This is a genomic window from Blastococcus brunescens (genome assembly GCF_035320885.1).
Lineage (GTDB): Bacteria > Actinomycetota > Actinomycetes > Mycobacteriales > Geodermatophilaceae > Blastococcus_B > Blastococcus_B brunescens.
On sequence record NZ_CP141261.1, the window covers coordinates 3596511 to 3611901 of the forward strand.

The following is a 15391-nucleotide window of genomic DNA, read 5'->3' on the forward strand; positions in this document are numbered from 1 at the left end:
CTGGGTCGGCCCCTCCCCGCGGCGATCATCGCCCTGGGTGACAAGGTGCAGGCCCGGCACATCGCCACCAAGGCGGGCGCCCCGCTGGTCCCCGGCACCAAGGACCCCGTCGGCGGCGCCGACGAGGTCGTCGCCTTCGCCGAGGAGCACGGGCTGCCGGTCGCCATCAAGGCGGCGTTCGGTGGCGGCGGCCGCGGGCTCAAGGTGGCCCGCACCATCGAGGAGATCCCCGAGCTGTTCGACTCCGCCGTCCGGGAGGCGGTGTCGGCCTTCGGTCGCGGTGAATGCTTCGTCGAGCGGTTCCTGGACAAGCCGCGGCACGTCGAGGCGCAGGTGCTGGCCGACACCCACGGCAACGTGGTGGTGGTCGGCACCCGCGACTGCTCGCTGCAGCGCCGCAACCAGAAGCTGGTCGAGGAGGCCCCCGCCCCGTTCCTGACCGACGAGCAGCGCGGCCGGATCCACTCCTCGGCCAAGGCGATCTGCGCCGAGGCCGGCTACCACGGCGCCGGGACCGTCGAGTACCTGGTCGGCGTCGACGGCTCCATCTCCTTCCTGGAGGTGAACACCCGCCTGCAGGTCGAGCACCCGGTCAGCGAGGAGACCAGCGGCATCGACCTGGTCCGTCAGCAGTTCCGCATCGCCCGCGGCGAGGCCCTCGAGATCACCGAGGACCCGACGCCGCGCGGGCACAGCATCGAGTTCCGGATCAACGCCGAGGACGCGGGCCGCAACTTCATGCCGGCCCCCGGCCCGGTGCAGCGCCTGGAGATCCCGCAGGGCCCGGGCGTGCGGTGGGACTCCGGTGTCGAGACCGGCGGTGAGGTCGCCGGGGCCTTCGACTCCATGCTGGCCAAGCTGATCGTCACCGGCGCCACCCGCGGGGAGGCGCTGCAGCGCGCCCGGCGCGCCCTGGACGAGCTCGTCGTCGAGGGCATGCCGACGGTGATCCCCTTCCACCGCGCCGTCGTCCGGGACGAGGCCTTCACGACCGAGCCGTTCACCGTGCACACGCGGTGGATCGAGACCGAGTGGGACAACCAGGTCGCCCCCTACGGCGCCGCGCCGGCCGAGCAGGACGAGGAGACGCCGCGCCAGACCGTCGTCGTCGAGGTCGGCGGACGCCGGCTGGAGGTCTCGCTGCCGGCCGGTCTGGCCGCGGGCGGACCCGCCCCGGGCGCCGCGGCCAAGCCGCGGAAGCGCGGCGGTGGCGGCAGCGGGTCGGGCGCCTCCGGGGACTCCCTGACCTCGCCCATGCAGGGCACCATCGTCAAGGTCGCCGTCGAGGACGGGGCCACCGTCGAGGCCGGCGACCTGGTCGTCGTCCTGGAGGCGATGAAGATGGAGCAGCCCATCACCGCGCACAAGGCCGGGACGATTTCCGGGCTGGACGCCGAGGTCGGCGCCGCGGTGACCAGCGGTGCGGTGATCTGCACCATCGCCGACGCGGCGGGCGAGGATCCTGACCCGAGGACACCCGGAGCCTGACGGACGGTCGTTCGTCCGTCAGACTCCGACGGGGATCACCCCTGTCACCAAGGCGTCCCGGTGGGGAGGAGCCCCAGGGCGAAGCCCGTCGCCTGGATGGTGTTGGCGGAGGTGCCGCCGAGGGCGACCCAGGCCTCGATGGAGCGGATCGGCCGCTTGAGGCCGTTCTCCATGTAGAAGATCGTCCCGTCGGCCGCCCGCAGGAAGCGGGTCAGGTCGATCGCTGCCTTGGGCAGCGCCGCGCACGCCGCCGGGTCCACGGCCGTGTCGTACAGGGTGTAGTGGGCGGCGGCGTCCGTACCGACCCGGTACAGCTTGCCGCCCAGCCCCAGGTAGCGGGTGCCGCCGCAGTCGATCGCCGTCCCGATGCCGGAGTTGCGCACCGTGTAGGCGGCCACGTCCACGTCACCCACCTGCACGAGCCGCGTCGCACCCAGCTCCAGCGTGGTGCTGAACGACCCCACCGGGATCAGCTCGGACCGGCCGTTGACGAAGAACACCGTGGGGCTGCGCGGCGAGAACACCAACGCACCCGGCCCCAGCTGCGCCGGACCCGCCGGCAACAGATCGGCCACCCGCTGATCGATGGTCAGGAAACTCGGCGCCGGATCCCCGCCGTTGAGCGCGACCAGATCCGGCCAGGACGAGACGCTGCGCCGCTTACCCTCCCGCAACACGTACACCGTGCCACTGGCCGAACCCTTCACGAACCCAGCTCCGCTGAACGTCCCCGCATCAGGGAAATACCCCAGCACCGACGCCGGCATCTCCGGCGGCGCCGCAGGCAGCATCGCCGGATCGGTGAGGTGCCACTTGCCGGCCTCGGTCAGCAGGAACACCCCAGACCCACCCGCCTCCCGGACGATCGCCCCCGGCACCCCCACCCGCGGCAGCTGACGCAAGCTGACATCGTCCAGCAGCCGCACCGGCAGCCCCCGCAACGCCGACACCACCCGCACCGGCTCGGCCACCGACACGAAGTCAGAACCCACGCTCAGAGTCATGCCACCGGTCGACCGGTTCCGCAGCGCCACACCCGGGCGGGTGACCGGCACCCCATAGGGCACATGCGCCACACCCGCTTCCAGCAGCGTCACACCGACCGTCGGCATCCCCGCCGCGACCAGCGCCGCGTCATCCACCGCCTCCCGCTTCACCCCACCCTGGACGAAGAACGCCTTCCCGGTGGTCGTCCGGTACAACGACGTCATCATCGGCCCGGTATGGAACGCATCGATCAGCGGCTGCTCCAGCCGGACCAGGGAATCGCAGGACCCGCCGTAGTCAGCCACCTGCCCGCACGACGGGAACTGCAACTTCATCCCCGCATCAAGGAAAAACACCCCGCCCGTGGGCGCGTGCACAACGCGGCTCATCCGCGGCCCGGTGGTCCTGCGGTCGAGGTACTGCTGCGAGACGAACCCGACCGACCCTAACGGGGCCACGGCCTCCAGTGTCCCGTAGTCCGGGATCAGATGCTTGTTCGCTCCCGACACCACGTACACGGACGGGTCCTGTGCGGTCCTCACCAGGTGGCTCCCGGCGCGCGGGTCACCGAACCAGTCGGTGAACATCCGCCAGAAGTTCCGGTTGCCGTAGGAGCTACACGAGTCGCCGGTGCCGTAGAGGTTGTTCAACGATGCCGCGTTGGGCTGGTACGGCGTGTAGTTGTACAGACCTGCGGTGGCCTGATTGGCGATGAGCACCGGCCCCGAGCCGCAGCGATCCAGGTCCTCGTGCCAGTACACCTGGGCCACCTGGCCGGCCTTGTGCCGGAAGCTCCCGGGGCGGGCTGCGTAGTCCTGGAACCGCCGGGCTGCGGAGTAGACCTGGTTGAAGAACCCGTAGTACTGGGCGTCGCATGCCGCGGTGTCCGGGCAGCCGAACCCCACCGCCGAGCGGTAGTTGGTGTTCGTGGGCTTGGTCCGCGTGACCAGCCGCTGCTCCTTCTCGAGGAGCACGAGGAGGACCTGGGGGTTGATGCCGCAACTGTGCGCCGTGCCGGCGATGATCTGCGCCGCGGACTGCACCAGTCCGCCTTGATATCCCTGGCACAGCCCGTCCGGGACGCGCGCCCCCGTGGTGGTCGTGTAGTCCTTGAGACAGGCCTGCTCCCCGGCGACGCAGGCGGCGCCGCGGTTGGACAGGAAGCTCTGCACCTCGTGCGCCGTCATCGTGGTCGGGTTGAAGAACACGCTGTCACTGATGAGGTTGCCGGGGTCGAAGTCCGCTGCGAGTGCAGCGGTGGCCCGGGGCTCACCGCCGACCCCCAGCATCAGCGCCCCCGCCATCAGGGCCATGACGAGGACCTGGGCGGACCGGACGTAACGACGCCGGGGTGCTGTCGACGTCATCGCGGCGCTCCGGTCGGGATGAGCGAGAGCGCGGAGGCCGTCGCCTGGATGGTGTTGACGGAGGTGCCGCCGAGGGCGACCCAGGCCTCGATGGAGCGGATCGGCCGCTTGAGGCCGTTCTCCATGTAGAAGATCGTCCCGTCGGCCGCCCGCAGGAAGCGGGTCAGGTCGATCGCTGCCTTGGGCAGCGCCGCGCACGCCGCCGGGTCCACGGCCGTGTCGTACAGGGTGTAGTGGGCGGCGGCGTCCGTACCGACCCGGTACAGCTTGCCGCCCAGCCCCAGGTAGCGGGTGCCGCCGCAGTCGATCGCCGTCCCGATGCCGGAGTTGCGCACCGTGTAGGCGGCCACGTCCACGTCACCCACCTGCACGAGCCGCGTCGCACCCAGCTCCAGCGTGGTGCTGAACGACCCCACCGGGATCAGCTCGGACCGGCCGTTGACGAAGAACACCGTGGGGCTGCGCGGCGAGAACACCAACGCACCCGGCCCCAGCTGCGCCGGACCCGCCGGCAACAGATCGGCCACCCGCTGATCGATGGTCAGGAAACTCGGCGCCGGATCCCCGCCGTTGAGCGCGACCAGATCCGGCCAGGACGAGACGCTGCGCCGCTTACCCTCCCGCAACACGTACACCGTGCCACTGGCCGAACCCTTCACGAACCCAGCTCCGCTGAACGTCCCCGCATCAGGGAAATACCCCAGCACCGACGCCGGCATCTCCGGCGGCGCCGCAGGCAGCATCGCCGGATCGGTGAGGTGCCACTTGCCGGCCTCGGTCAGCAGGAACACCCCAGACCCACCCGCCTCCCGGACGATCGCCCCCGGCACCCCCACCCGCGGCAGCTGACGCAAGCTGACATCGTCCAGCAGCCGCACCGGCAGCCCCCGCAACGCCGACACCACCCGCACCGGCTCGGCCACCGACACGAAGTCAGAACCCACGCTCAGAGTCATGCCACCGGTCGACCGGTTCCGCAGCGCCACACCCGGGCGGGTGACCGGCACCCCATAGGGCACATGCGCCACACCCGCTTCCAGCAGCGTCACACCGACCGTCGGCATCCCCGCCGCGACCAGCGCCGCGTCATCCACCGCCTCCCGCTTCACCCCACCCTGGACGAAGAACGCCTTCCCGGTGGTCGTCCGGTACAACGACGTCATCATCGGCCCGGTATGCACGGCGTCGATGAGCGACTGCTCCCAGTTGACGAGCTCGTCGCAGGATCCACCGAAATCGGTCACCTGCCCGCACGAGGAGAACTGCAACTTCATCCCGGCGTCCAGGAAGTACATCGCTCCTGTGGGTGCACGCACCACGCGGTGCTGACGCGGGCCCGTGGTGAATCCGTCCAGGTACTGCTTCGACACGTAGCCCACGGACCCCAAGGGGCGAGTGCTGCCAGGGTCCCGAGGTCCTCGACCGGGTACTTGTGCGTCCCGGACACGACGTAGACCGCGGCCGACTCGGGCGTCCGCAGCAGGGTGCGACCGACGGCCCCGACGAGGGCGTTCACGCGTTCCCGGATCTCCCCGAGTCGCGCGTAGCCGTACTGCCCCGGACAGGCGGTGCTGCCGACATCCCGGTGCCCGAAGACGGTCGGGAGTGTGACGCGTTGCCCGGCGGCGTACCTCGCCGTCCCGCCGCCGCCGGACGTGAGGACCGTGCTGCCTCGTGGATCGACGCCGTACAGGCCGAGCTTCCAGGCAATGATCTCGGAGACGGCGTTGACCGTGACTTGGGGCACCTGGACGAGGTCGTAGTTGCCCAGCATGGACACGCCGAAGGTGAAGGTGTTGAACCCGCCGGCGTGGGCGCCGACGACCGTGGACGTCAGCCCTCCGTAGCGACCCTCGAAGATGCGCCCGAACTTGTCGACGATGACGTTGTAACCGATGTCGCCCCAGCCTCGCGTCTGCGTGTGGTACGCGTAGATCGACCGCAGCATGGCCGGGACCTGCGCCGCGGTGTAGTTGTTCCCGTCGGCGCTGTGGTGGATCGTGGCGGCCTTGATCGTCGACGGGAACTCCGGGTCCCAGAAGCGGATGGACTCGTCCGCGCCCCACTCGGCGCGGCTGTGTACCCGCGGCATCGTCCCGGCTGCATGGGCCGTCGTCGAGGCTGCAGCCGGCCCTCCCAGCGCGTCCGCCGGGCCGCTGCCCGGGTCCAGGAGCGCCACCCGGACGTCCTGGGGGCGGCGCCGTCGGTGCCCTGGACGACCACGTCGATGCCGCTGGCCGGACCGGTCCAGTAGGGCGCCGTCCCGTCCCTGACGACATGGTCGGCGGTCTCCGCGGACGTCCGCTGGACCGCCTCGTCACGCTCGAGGGTGGTCCACGGACCCCAGTTCCCGCTCGTGTTCTTGACCCGGATCCGGGCGACGACGTCGATGACGGCCGGGTCCTGCCGCCACGTGACACCCACGCTGGCGAACTCGGCCACGTCGGGGCGGCTCACGGTGAGCACCGGACGACCCGGCACCTCCTCACCGGACAACGGGACCTCGTTCCCGGCCCCCGGCGACGAGGCACCGGCGGAGGACGTCGGCACGGGCGGTGCAGTCGACCCTGCGGTCGGCGACGCCGACCGGCTGGCCTGCACCTCTGCGTCATCACTGACGACGGCATCCCGTGCCGGGTCGGTGACCGAGCCCAGTTCGATCTCCTCGATGGCCGTCGGGATCGGCTTCGGGTCGCCTTTGGTGAGCACGCTGAACGTGAGGAGCGTGCCGGTCATTACCAGGAAGGCCAGGAAGCACGCGAGGATGCGGCGCACGGGATTGCTCCGATGAGGGTCGACGGGATCCACGGCGGGAGCGCAGACGAGATTCGCCGCCCATCCTGACCGCTCGAGGTCCTTCAGTCGAACACCCTGTGTGTGTCCGGCGTGGCGTAGGGTTACCGTATTGTGAGGTTCTGCCGAGTGGGACGGATCAGTCCGTCAGGACCCGGCCCCGCTCGGTGCCACCGGCTCGGACCCATGCGGCGTTAGGATCGGCTGCCGGTGGCGTGAGCGGGCACCGCTCCCGTGAGCCACCGTGCGCCCGGACGGGCACATCGAACGAGAGACGGTACGTACGCATGCAGGACAGCGACGCCCAGGAGCGTCTGGCGCGACTGGACCAGCTCGAGCTCAAGCCGGTCGGACCCCAGCAGGGGCTGGTGACCGGGACGTCGTCGTCGCTGCGGGACATCCACCGCTACCGCGAGCTGCTGATCCTGCTCGTCCGGCGGGAGCTGCGGGCCCGGTACAAGAACAGCTCGCTGGGCTTCGTCTGGAGCCTGGTGAAGCCGGTCGCCCAGCTGCTCATCTACTTCGTCGTGATCGGCAAGTTCCTCGGAGCCGCGCGGGCCATCCCCGAGTTCGCCATCTTCGTGTTCGCCGGGCTCACCATGTGGGCCCTGTTCAACGAGACCGTGAGCGGCGGGGCCGGATCGATCGTGGCCAATTCCGGCCTGATCAAGAAGGTGTACCTGCCGCGCGAGGTCTTCCCGCTGAGCACCGTCGGTGCCGCGATCTTCAACTTCGCGATCCAGTTCGGGGTGCTGATCGCGGCGACGGTGGTGGTCGGCAGCTTCCCTGGTCGCAGAAGCTCCTCTACGTCCCGGTCGCGATCGTGCTGGTCCTGGTCTTCGCGACGGCGCTGGCGATCCTGCTGTCGGCGGTCAACGTCTACCTGCGCGACGTGCAGCACCTGATCGAGATCGTCGTCCTCATCCTCTTCTGGGCCTCCCCATCGTCTACTCGTTCAGCTTCGTGACCAGCTTCCTGCGCGGCGGCTGGCTGGAGGAGCTGTACCTGGCGAACCCGGTCACCCTCGCCATCCTCGCGTTCCAGCGAGGCATGTGGGCAGCCGGAGCCAACGAGCCCTTCCCCGACCACATGCCACTGCGGCTGGGCATCGCCCTCGCCATCTCCTTGGCGCTGTTGTGGGGAGCCCAGCGGGTCTTCGCGCGGCTCGAGGGCAACTTCGCACAGGAGCTCTGACCGGCATGACCACGTCCACGTCGACGTCCCCCGAGATCATCCGCGTCACCGACGTCTCGAAGCGGTTCATCCTGCACAAGGAGAAGTCGCTCAAGGAGCGCGTCCTGCGCGGCGGCCGGCGCAGCGGGCACAGCGAGGACTTCTGGCGCTGCGCGACATCAACCTGTCCATCGAGGCCGGCGCGACCGTCGGGCTCATGGGCTCCAACGGCTCGGGCAAGAGCACCCTGCTCAAGGTGATCGGCTCGATCATCCAGCCGACGACCGGCCGGGTCCTGCGCCGCGGCCGGCTGGCCGCCCTGCTCGAGCTCGGCGCCGGGTTCCACCCCGAGCTGACCGGCCGGGAGAACGTCTACCTCAACGCGGCGATCCTGGGCATGACGCGCGTGGAGACCGACCGCCACTTCGACGCCATCGTGGACTTCTCCGGCATCGAGAGCTTCATCGACACCCAGGTCAAGTTCTACTCGTCGGGCATGTACGTGCGCCTGGCCTTCGCCGTCGCCGTGCACGTCGACCCGGACCTGCTGCTGGTCGACGAGGTGCTGGCCGTCGGCGACGAGCCCTTCCAGCGCAAGTGCATGGACCAGATCCGCAGCTTCCAGGAGGAAGGCCGCACGATCGTCCTCGTCAGCCACTCCGCCGACCAGGTCGGCGACCTGTGCGATCGCGCCGTGCTGCTGCGCGACGGGCGGATGGAGTTCGACGGCGCCCCCGCGAGGCCATCAAGGAGCTGCGGGCCGGCTTCGACGAGGACCGGCGCGAAGCCGCCGACCGCCGCTCCGACGACGGCCAGTCCGGTGCCCGCGGCACGATCGAGAGCGTCCAGCTGCGCACCGCGGACGGCACGGCCCTGCGCGACCTCCCCGCCGGTGCCGCGATGGTCGCCCACGTCGCGGTCGACCTCGAGGACTCCGTCGACCGCTGGATGATGGGCTTCGCCATCGAGACGCCGTTGGGCCAGCGCATCTACCACGTGAACACGCACAACGAGGGCGTCGAGCTCAAGCTCGGCCGAGGCCGCCACGAGGTCGAGTTCACCCTTCCGCAGCTGCACCTCGGCGAGGGCGAGTACGTCGTGCGGGTCGGGATCGGTGAGATCCACGGCGAGATGCTCGACCTGCAGGCTCAGGCCGCGACCTTCAGCGTCGACGGCGAGACCGCGGGCAACGGCGTCATCTCCGTCGACACCCGCATCGACGTCCTGAGCTGAGGGTCGGCCTCAGTCGGCGACCATCCAGCGGGCCACGTCACGGCGCGGGATGCGCGCGCTGCGATCGGTGCGCCGTCGGGTCGCCAGGGCCGACGGAACCATCCGCAGCGCCTGCAGCAGCGCCCGGGCGGTGCGCCCGCGCCGCGGCCCCGCGACCAGGTGCCAGAGGGTGCGCAGCAACGCCCGCAGGACGACCGGCCAGGGTGCCTGCGCGAGACTGACCACCAGGCGGTTGCGGATGTTGTGGACCTGGAAGAACTCGGTCCCCGTGCCGGACGACGCGGCGTGCTGGTGGCGCGTCCCGGCGGTGGGCGCGTGCTCGATCCGCCAGCCGGCCCGCCGCAGCCGCCAGGACAGTTCGGTGTCCTCGTAGTACATGAAGAGCGAGCTGTCGAAGAGGCCGACCTCGTCCAGTGCCCGGCGCCGCAGCGCCACGCAGCCCCGTTGAACCCGAAGACCTCGGCCGGTGCCGGGGCGCGTCCGCCGGCGCCAGCCAGTCGCGGTCCCGGCCGTTGCCCGACCGGGTCATGAGGTTGCCCGTCGAGTTCAGCAGCGTGGCCCCGGCCTCCCCGGATCCGCGCGGACCCAGCGGGTCCCGTCGTGCGCCACCAGGGCGCCCTCGGTGCCCGGCGGCGCCGGCCGGTAGGAACCGGCCAGCAGCACCCGCCCGGTGACCGCGGCGACGTCCTCCCCGCCGACCCGCAGCATCGGCGCGGTGATCGCCGCGAGGAAGCCCGGTTCCACCCGGGCGTCGTTGTTCACCAGGACGACGACGTCCCCGGTCGACGCGCGGATGCCCGCGTTGGCCCCCGCCGCGAACCCCTCGTTGGTGGGACGCCGCACGAGGTGCAGCCCCGCGACGAGGGCCTCGGCCAGTTCCGGCGAGCCGTCCTGCGAGGCGTTGTCCACGACCACGACCTCGACGGCCGCGCCCGCCCCCGGGCGTCCTCGACGATCGACCGCAGGCAGTCCAGGAACAGCTCACCGCCGTTCCAGTTCACGACGACGACGCTCGTCGACCCGCCCGGTGGGAGGCCGCCGAGGCCGGTGCTCACTTCCGCTGCAGGAGGCCGGCCCTGGTCAGGACGCTCTTCGCCGCCCGGCGGGCGAGCACGCCGGGCTGACGGGCCTGCAGGCGGGCCAGCTCGTCCCGGGCCTCGTGGAAGGCCAGCGTGTACTCGGCGAGCTTCGCCTCGAGGTCCCGCTGCGTGGCCTCCGCCTGCGCGTCGTGCTCCTCGAGCATCACGTGCAGCTGGTCGATGTCGGTGCGGGCGCGCTGCCACTGGAAGTCGAACCGGTCGCCGCCGCGCACCTCGGCGAGCGTCAGGTCCAGCACCGCGCGCAGGTCCTCCGCCGAGCGCACCCGCCGCGCCGAGATCGCGTCATCGGTCGTGTTCACCCGCGCCTGGAAGGCCGACTCCAGGGCGGTGAACCGGTCGAACGCGTCCCCGTCGGTCGTCAGCCCCAGCTCGGTACCGAGCAGGGCCACCAGCTCGGCCACCGTGCCCGCCGGCAGCAGCCGCTCGGGGCGCGTGCGCGACGCCAGCTGGACGGCGCTCAGGAAGATGCCGCGCAGCAGCACGGAGTCCCGGTCGTACCCGCGGTAGCTCCACTCCTGGTCGATGGCGACCAGCTCGTCGCCGGCAGTGAGGACGACGTTGTGCGGGACGAGGTCCACCGGGGCCCACTCGGCGTCCGGGACGAGGTCCGCCCATCGCCGCAGCAGCTCCGGCCGGCGGGCCGGCTCCTCCAGGAACACCTGGAGGAGATCCCGGCCGGTGACCACAGGTTCGGTCTCGGCGATGGTGTGCCGCACGGGCAGGTCGTCACCGGTGGTCCGGGCCCGCTCCGGATAGAGGGGACGACGCACCACGTGCAGGTCGTCCCCGCTGCCCCGGACCTCGCTGCGCACCGCGTACTCGGGCTGACGCTCGGAGTTGAACAGCACCGCGTGGCGGTCGCCCGACCACAGCGAGGGCCGGACCCCTTGGTGGCCAGCGCGATGAAGGAGTTGGCGAAGTGCTCGGCGACCCCGGAGGCGACCAGGGTGGACCAGGTCAGCCCCTCGTCGGCCAGGTTCAGCCGGGGCACGAGGTAGTCCGGGCTGGGGAACCGCGGCAGCCCCTCCGCCAGCTGCTCGGAGGCTCGGAACATGGTGTCGTTCATCACCGCGCGCGGCAGCTTGTAGTCGGGGAACGCGGCGAGGACCTCGCTGGCGAACCCCGAGTCGGCCAGCAGGCCCTGCAGGACCTGGCGGGGGAAGGTGCGGGCGGGCGACTGCAGGGCGTACCCCTCGAGGGAGTCGAAGGGACGGTTCGTGTGGTCCTCCACAGCCCCGCTGATGTACTTGACGCCCAGCGGATTCTCGATGGCGACCACCAGCGTCCCGCCGTCCTTGAGCACCGCGTGGCACTGCCGGAGGAACGTCAGGTAGGGATCGGCGTCCAGGACGCCCAGGCCCACGTACTCGAGGACGCCGATGACCATGACGACGTCGTAGGTGGGCACCGCCGGCACGTCGTCGAGCGTCCCCACGAAGACCTCGACGGAGGTCAGATCGCGGGACCGCGCCCGCGCGACCCGGGCCCGGGCCGGCATCGGCTCGACCGAGTCCACGACGGCGCACTGCTCACCCAGGTAGCGGGTGATCGGACCGCATCCGCAGCCGATCTCCAGGACCTTCGCGTCCGGGGGCAGATCGAGGCCCCGCACGACATTCGCCCGGGTGGGGACCAGCGAGTACGTCGTCCCCCAGTCGGTGGCCGCCTCGGCCAGCTCCAGCGAACTGGACGACAGATCCGAGGCCGCCTGCACGATGTCGTAGAGGCGCTGCTCGGCGCCGTCGGCGTAGCCCAGGTCGGGCGAGGACAGGACGCGGCACCCGTCCACGGTCCGGACGTCGAGCTCCCGCAGCGGTGTCGTCTCGGTCATGCTGCCCCTCCTCGGGTGGTCGGATGCGGTTCCGGGGGAGCCGCGTCGCGGTGTCGCACAGCTGCCGGCTGGCGCCGGGTCACGGCATCGGGGCTGCGGCCCCGCGTCGGACGCCGCGCCACTTCTGCCAGTGGAACAGCGGGTTGAGCACGAAGTGGTAGGCCTTGCGGCGGACGCTGAAGTCGCGGTCGCGCGCCAGCCGGAGCGAGTCCCGGGCGATGCCGCGGACCATCATCCGGCCCACGACGCCCAGGGATGGGACCGCGACGTCGATGCCGACCTCGCGCTGGCCCATCGTCTCCTCCGTCATGCGGTCGTCGTACTCCGCCAGCGTCATGTCGTTGGAGTGGACCGCCGACGCCCGCGGGGCGAAGGCCTTGATGTACCCCGCCGCGATCACGTCGCGTCCGAAGAGCTGGTCCTCGGCGTAGGACACGTCCCGGTACGGCACGGGACCGGTGAGGATGTCGCGGCGGGCCGCGGAGTTCACGTCGGAGTAGAAGGTGACCGCGTTGCGGACCCCTCGCTGGTGATGAACTCGTCGTCGTAGAACAGCGTCGTCCCGAAGCCCGGCCCGAAACCCTCGAAGACGGCGTTGATCTCGTACTTCAGCAGCGGGAAGCACCACGGGCGCGGGATCTGGCTGCCCATGACCGCGACGATCCGCTCGCTGATCTCGAAGGGCTTGAGCAGCTCGTAGAGCCAGCGGTCGTGCGCGGGGACGGCGTCGTGGGTCAGGTAGGCCACATAGCGTCCGCGCGCCTCGTGGGCGGCCCGGTTGCGGGTCCTGCCGTGCCCGAACTCGATGTTCGGGATCTGCAGGAGCCGGGCGTGCGGGTAGTCGGCCACGATCTGCAGCGTGGAGTCGGTGGACCCCGAATCGATCACCAGGATCTCGACGGCACCGTCGATCCGCTGGTGGGTGACCGCGTGCAGCAGGTCACGGAGGTAGCGCTCGCCGTTGTAGGTGAGCACCACGACCGTCGCGAGCAGGTCGTCGTCCGCGGTCTCAGCCATTGCTGGTGATCTCCTCCCAGGTGCGCCGGATCCCGTCCGGCAGGCTCGTGGTCGCCCGGGTGGCGAACTCCTTCTCGAAGCGCTCGACGCTGAGCACGACGTGGTCGACGAACGTCGCCGGCCGCGGCCGGTTCTCGACCTGGACGTCCCGGCCGGTGACCTCCTCGATCGTCCGCACGAGCTCGGAGATCGACGTGCCCACGCCGCTGCCCACGTTGTAGAGGCTCTCGCGGGCTCCGGCGGTCACGACCTCGGCGATCATCTCCGCGAGGTCGGCCACGTACAGGTAGTCGCGGATCATCGATCCGTCGCCGAAGACGGTCAGCGGCTGCCCGTCGGCCACGCGCCGCAGGAAGATCGGGATCACGCCTTGCCGCTTCAGCGGGTTCTGCCGAGGGCCGTACGGGTTCGAGATCCGGAACGTGGTCGACTCCAGCGCGCTCGTGCGGCTGAAGTAGCGCAGGTAGCTCTCGATCGCCTGCTTGCCGATGGCGTACGGCGAGACCGGCAGGGTCACGTCGGTCTCGCGGAAGACCTGCTGGTCCTGGTCGCCGTAGATGGCCCCACCGCTGGAGGCGTAGTAGACCCGCGCCACCCCGGCCTCCGCGCAGACCTGGAAGAGCTGCACGCTCGAGGTGATGTTGGTCCGGATGTCGATGGTCGGATCGCCCTCGGCGGTCGCCGGGTCGGTGGTGGACAGCAGGTGCAGCACCACCTCCTGGTCGCGGACGGCGTTGCGGACGTCGGCGGCGTTGAGGAAGTCGCCGTGGACCACCCGCACCGACGGATCGGTGAAACGGGGCGGCCCCGGCCGGTGGCGGTCGAAGACCGTCACGCTGTGACCGCGGTCCACCAGTGAGTCGACGACGTGCGACCCGATGAAGCCGTTGCCGCCGATGACCAGGCAGTCAGCCACGCATGGCCTCCACCACGAGCTGCACGAACTCCTTGCCGGGCTGGTCCCACGACATGTCGGCGACGCTCGCCGCCGCGCGCCGGGCGTAGTCCCCGCGGTCGGGCCGGGCGACCTCGTCCATCAGCGCCAGGGCCAGGGCGTGCGGCGAGGGGTCCGCGTAGCGGATGAACTCGTTCTGGACGACCTTGTGGTTGTTCGGACCCTTGTTCAGCACCGGGATGACGCCGCTGGAGAGCAGCTCCAGGGGCAGCAGGGACATGTTGGTGAGCGACAGGACCAGACCGGCCGCGCACTGGTTGTAGATGTCGTTCAGGGCGTCGATCCGAAGGGCGCCGTGGTTGACGTGCCGGAACGGGAGGTCGTAGTTGGACGTGTCCCAGCCGGCCAGGTGGATGGTGCGGTCCGGCTGCGCCCGGGCCACGTGCTGGAGCGCCATGACGCCGAGCTCGAAGCCGCGCCGCGTCGTCACCGGACGGGCGTAGAAGAAGATGTCCTCGCGGTCCTCCGTGCGGGTCAGGCTGTAGTGCCGCAGATCGGCGCCGAACCCGAACGGCGACGTGCGCATGCCGTACTCGTCGGCGAGCCTGTCCGACAACCAGCGGCCGGCCGTGAAGCCGTGGAACCCGAACCGGTAGGTGTTCTCGGCGAGGACGTGCTCGGAACCGACCGGGTAGAAGGCGGGCTCGAAGTCCTGGACGAAGTAGAAGCGGCGAGCCGGGGAGGGGTCCCGGAAGGCGGGATAGGCGGTCTCCCAGCCGGTCGCGAACAGCGCGTCGGTGTCCGCTGCGACGCCCTGGGTGGGCGAGTAGGCGCGGAAGTCGGCCGCGATGGCCGGATAGGACGAGTTGGCCGAGATCAGCTGCTTGAGGTACCTCGCGTCGATCGCGTGATCGGCCGAGTGGTAGAGGTAGATGGTCGCGCGGTGGCCGGCCTCCTCCAGGTACTTGATGAACCGGAAGATGTTCTGGGCGCCACCCGAGGACTCCCCGGCGGGTGCATGATCCACGCCGTCGACAGACCGCGGTCGCGCACGACCAGCGGCTCGGTCGCCCACGGCTGCGGCGGCGTCCAGTCGACCTCCAGCGCGTCCTCGTAGCCGACCAGCATTCGGATCTCCTGGCGCGGGACCAGCGCGGGCTGGTCGGTGACGAGGTGCACCCGTGCGCGGTCCAGCGCCTTGACCGTCAGCGACCGGGTTCCCTCGGTCCGCGCGATCACCGCGGCGCGTCGCCCCATGCGCAGCGCCCGGCCGGTCACGCCTGGGCTGTGCGCCGCGCGCCGTGCCGCCTTGACGGCCAGCGACCGGACACCTTCCGTCCGGAGGATGTCGACCGCTCGACGTGCGTGCCCGCCCATGCATGCCTCTTTCTGTTCGGGTGACCGCGCTCGAGCCCCCACACGACGCCGCCCGGAGCTCGCTACGGCCGTTCCTGCCCGGTCCCGCAGCGCGTGAAGCGCCGCCCCTGAGCCACCACCGCGGCCCGCG

The 15391-nt window shown here is 70.8% G+C and carries 18 protein-coding genes; 7 read left to right on the top strand and 11 right to left on the bottom strand.

What is annotated here, in order from left to right:
• Positions 1-45: 45 nt before the first annotated feature.
• On the top strand, positions 46-1488 hold the full coding sequence (locus tag U6N30_RS24165) for an acetyl/propionyl/methylcrotonyl-CoA carboxylase subunit alpha (RefSeq protein WP_324274278.1): 1443 nt from the start codon (positions 46-48) through the stop codon (positions 1486-1488).
• A 44-nt stretch (positions 1489-1532) separates the two neighbouring features.
• Here the strand turns inward: U6N30_RS24165 and U6N30_RS24170 are convergent, their stop codons facing one another.
• The 3 genes from U6N30_RS24170 to U6N30_RS24180 are packed head-to-tail and all read right to left on the bottom strand — an operon-like array spanning position 1533 to position 6021.
• The gene (locus U6N30_RS24170; protein WP_324274279.1) at positions 1533-3788 is read right to left on the bottom strand and encodes a hypothetical protein; all 2256 of its coding nucleotides are present in this window, start codon (positions 3786-3788) and stop codon (positions 1533-1535) included.
• Positions 3789-3838: 50 nt separating this feature from the next.
• Entirely contained in the window at positions 3839-5116 is a 1278-nt protein-coding gene (locus U6N30_RS24175) for a hypothetical protein (protein ID WP_324274280.1), read from the bottom strand.
• Positions 5113-6021, bottom strand: a complete 909-nt coding sequence (locus tag U6N30_RS24180) for an N-acetylmuramoyl-L-alanine amidase (protein ID WP_324274281.1) — start codon at positions 6019-6021, stop codon at positions 5113-5115. Before U6N30_RS24180 ends, U6N30_RS24175 begins: the two co-directional genes overlap by 4 nt.
• A 177-nt stretch (positions 6022-6198) precedes the next feature.
• On the opposite strand from U6N30_RS24180, the gene U6N30_RS24185 reads away from it, so the two are divergent.
• The 6 genes from U6N30_RS24185 (at position 6199) to U6N30_RS24210 (ending at position 9041) form a co-directional block, all read left to right on the top strand.
• The gene (locus U6N30_RS24185) at positions 6199-6633 is read left to right on the top strand and encodes a hypothetical protein (protein WP_324274282.1); all 435 of its coding nucleotides are present in this window, start codon (positions 6199-6201) and stop codon (positions 6631-6633) included.
• Between the two features lie 289 nt (positions 6634-6922).
• Entirely contained in the window at positions 6923-7540 is a 618-nt protein-coding gene (locus U6N30_RS24190; protein WP_324274283.1) for an ABC transporter permease, read from the top strand.
• A 58-nt stretch (positions 7541-7598) separates the two neighbouring features.
• On the top strand, positions 7599-7829 hold the full coding sequence (locus U6N30_RS24195) for a hypothetical protein (protein WP_324274284.1): 231 nt from the start codon (positions 7599-7601) through the stop codon (positions 7827-7829).
• A gap of 5 nt (positions 7830-7834) precedes the next feature.
• A complete protein-coding gene (locus U6N30_RS24200) occupies positions 7835-8068 on the top strand; it encodes a hypothetical protein (RefSeq protein ID WP_324274285.1) in 234 nt (77 codons plus the stop codon).
• Complete coding sequence (locus U6N30_RS24205; protein ID WP_324274286.1) at positions 8026-8760, top strand: ABC transporter ATP-binding protein; 735 nt, start codon at positions 8026-8028, stop codon at positions 8758-8760. The genes U6N30_RS24200 and U6N30_RS24205 overlap by 43 nt, the downstream gene beginning before the upstream one ends.
• On the top strand, positions 8682-9041 hold the full coding sequence (locus U6N30_RS24210) for a Wzt carbohydrate-binding domain-containing protein (protein WP_324278440.1): 360 nt from the start codon (positions 8682-8684) through the stop codon (positions 9039-9041). Before U6N30_RS24205 ends, U6N30_RS24210 begins: the two co-directional genes overlap by 79 nt.
• Positions 9042-9050: 9 nt before the next feature.
• Here U6N30_RS24210 and U6N30_RS24215 read toward each other — a convergent pair whose 3' ends face one another.
• The 8 genes from U6N30_RS24215 to U6N30_RS24250 all read right to left on the bottom strand — a co-directional run bounded on the left by U6N30_RS24215 (position 9051) and on the right by U6N30_RS24250 (position 15261).
• Positions 9051-9476: a glycosyltransferase family 2 protein gene (locus U6N30_RS24215; RefSeq protein ID WP_324274287.1), complete on the bottom strand. Its 426-nt coding sequence runs from the start codon at positions 9474-9476 to the stop codon at positions 9051-9053.
• A 111-nt stretch (positions 9477-9587) separates the two neighbouring features.
• Complete coding sequence (locus U6N30_RS24220) at positions 9588-9956, bottom strand: glycosyltransferase (protein ID WP_422677977.1); 369 nt, start codon at positions 9954-9956, stop codon at positions 9588-9590.
• Between the two features lie 642 nt (positions 9957-10598).
• On the bottom strand, positions 10599-11972 hold the full coding sequence (locus U6N30_RS24225) for a class I SAM-dependent methyltransferase (RefSeq protein WP_324274288.1): 1374 nt from the start codon (positions 11970-11972) through the stop codon (positions 10599-10601).
• 79 nt (positions 11973-12051) lie between these two features.
• A complete protein-coding gene (locus U6N30_RS24230) occupies positions 12052-12462 on the bottom strand; it encodes a hypothetical protein (protein WP_324274289.1) in 411 nt (136 codons plus the stop codon).
• A complete protein-coding gene (locus U6N30_RS24235; RefSeq protein WP_324274290.1) occupies positions 12459-12989 on the bottom strand; it encodes a glycosyltransferase family A protein in 531 nt (176 codons plus the stop codon). The genes U6N30_RS24230 and U6N30_RS24235 overlap by 4 nt, the downstream gene beginning before the upstream one ends.
• Positions 12982-13905, bottom strand: coding sequence for an NAD-dependent epimerase/dehydratase family protein (locus tag U6N30_RS24240; protein ID WP_324274291.1), 924 nt, complete (start codon positions 13903-13905; stop codon positions 12982-12984). Before U6N30_RS24240 ends, U6N30_RS24235 begins: the two co-directional genes overlap by 8 nt.
• Positions 13898-14866, bottom strand: a complete 969-nt coding sequence (locus tag U6N30_RS24245) for a rhamnosyltransferase WsaF family glycosyltransferase (protein WP_324278442.1) — start codon at positions 14864-14866, stop codon at positions 13898-13900. Before U6N30_RS24245 ends, U6N30_RS24240 begins: the two co-directional genes overlap by 8 nt.
• On the bottom strand, positions 14761-15261 hold the full coding sequence (locus U6N30_RS24250) for a hypothetical protein (RefSeq protein ID WP_324274292.1): 501 nt from the start codon (positions 15259-15261) through the stop codon (positions 14761-14763). The genes U6N30_RS24245 and U6N30_RS24250 overlap by 106 nt, the downstream gene beginning before the upstream one ends.
• Between the last annotated feature and the right edge of the window lie 130 nt (positions 15262-15391).

Excerpts from the sequence above, each read along its gene's own strand:
- U6N30_RS24200 (WP_324274285.1), top strand. The coding sequence starts at position 7,835 with ATGACCACGTCCACGTCGACGTCCCCCGAGATCATCCGCGTCACCGAC.
- U6N30_RS24175 (WP_324274280.1), bottom strand. The coding sequence starts at position 5,116 with ATGAAGTTGCAGTTCTCCTCGTGCGGGCAGGTGACCGATTTCGGTGGA.
- U6N30_RS24190 (WP_324274283.1), top strand. The coding sequence starts at position 6,923 with ATGCAGGACAGCGACGCCCAGGAGCGTCTGGCGCGACTGGACCAGCTC.
- U6N30_RS24235 (WP_324274290.1), bottom strand. The coding sequence starts at position 12,989 with ATGGCTGAGACCGCGGACGACGACCTGCTCGCGACGGTCGTGGTGCTC.
- U6N30_RS24170 (WP_324274279.1), bottom strand. The coding sequence starts at position 3,788 with ATGGCCCTGATGGCGGGGGCGCTGATGCTGGGGGTCGGCGGTGAGCCC.
- U6N30_RS24205 (WP_324274286.1), top strand. The coding sequence starts at position 8,026 with ATGGGCTCCAACGGCTCGGGCAAGAGCACCCTGCTCAAGGTGATCGGC.
- U6N30_RS24225 (WP_324274288.1), bottom strand. The coding sequence starts at position 11,972 with ATGACCGAGACGACACCGCTGCGGGAGCTCGACGTCCGGACCGTGGAC.
- U6N30_RS24250 (WP_324274292.1), bottom strand. The coding sequence starts at position 15,261 with ATGGGCGGGCACGCACGTCGAGCGGTCGACATCCTCCGGACGGAAGGT.